The sequence below is a fragment of the Cytobacillus eiseniae genome (assembly GCF_017874625.1).
GTDB lineage: Bacteria > Bacillota > Bacilli > Bacillales > Cytobacillaceae > Cytobacillus > Cytobacillus eiseniae.
Window position 1 is genome coordinate 1 of sequence record NZ_JAGIKZ010000062.1, and the last position, 1,322, is coordinate 1,322.

Here is a 1,322-nt window from a genome sequence, read left to right on the forward strand (position 1 = left end):
GGTTCATCACCATAACTTGGGGTTGACCTCATGAAAATTCAATAATTTTACATCTAACTATAGAAGAAAAGCGAAAACTCCCGTATCGTAATTGTTGTCGAGACAAACCACGAGAGGAGTTTTCGCTTTGTACTCCAAGTTTATCAAATTGATTTTACCGTTACCATCTTTTTTTCAGATTTCTATTCCTTTAGATGAGGAACCGAATGTATTTCCAGTAGATGTTTTCCCGCAGACGATACTATGTCCGATTTGCCAAGGACATACTGTGCGTCATGATCAGACTCGACGTCGTTTTCGACATGGCTATGCCTGGCATATTGGAGTCATTTGGATTGAGTTAGCTGTGCCTCGTCAACGTTGTAAAGAATGTGGATTTACCTTCTCTTATGACTATGGATTAGGACTTGTTCGTTCTTCGACAGAAGCATTTCGTCGACAAATTGTAAAGTGCTGTCATGGTCGTTCCATTAAGGATGTTTCGTGTGAATACAGTCTCCCTTATACAACCGTAGAACGCTGGTTTTACCTATACGCAGCCGAACAATTGGTAGAAGAATCCGCGAAACAAATTTGCGTCGATGAATTTGCGCTTCGAAAAGGGCACAACTATGCGACAAGTGTGTTAAATGCTGATACAGGGCGTATTTTGGCGATTGTCCCACATCGAGATCAAGAAGCCATTACTTCTGTTTTACAGAAAATATCTGGCACCATTCGGGCAGTCGTGAGTGATTTCGCACCAGCGATGGCGAATGCGATTCAAGCTGTATTCCCATCTGCCATTCATGTGCTGGATCGCTTTCATCTCGTCCAATTTTTCACAGATGCCCTTCAAAGACGCAGACGGTATTTAGATGAAGCGAAAAAACATCATAAATCACGCTTTATTGACCGTTGCTTAGCACGAAAGCCCGAAGAATTAACAACTGAAGAGCGTGGGTTTGTCGCTGACTGGCACAAAGAAGATATACATACCAAGCACATTTATCAAGCGTTAAATCACATACGTTATGTCCTGAAAGCCACGACTATGACACAGTCGAAACGTCGATTAAAAGAATGGTTTAAACGCTATCAATTTCATGTTTGTGGTGCTGTTTCAAAGATTGCAAAAACATTGATTGTACGTGAAAAGGCGTTACTGGATACGATTATTTCACCCCTTTCAAATGGCATCATGGAAGGCACAAATAATAAAATTAAACTCATCAAAAGACGTGGTTTTGGCTATCGAAACGACGCTCACTTATTTCTTCGACTTCGCTTAGAAACTGGGCGTTAATTTTGTCATCCCCGACTTTTGGTGATGAACCAATAAT

Annotated in this window: 1 protein-coding gene; it reads left to right on the forward strand. The window is 41.1% G+C overall.

Annotated elements, in window-relative coordinates:
- Positions 1–127: 127 nt before the first annotated feature.
- Positions 128–1,285, forward strand: coding sequence for an ISL3 family transposase (locus J2Z40_RS19665; RefSeq protein ID WP_066398499.1), 1,158 nt, complete (start codon positions 128–130; stop codon positions 1,283–1,285).
- The last annotated feature ends 37 nt before the right edge of the window (positions 1,286–1,322 follow it).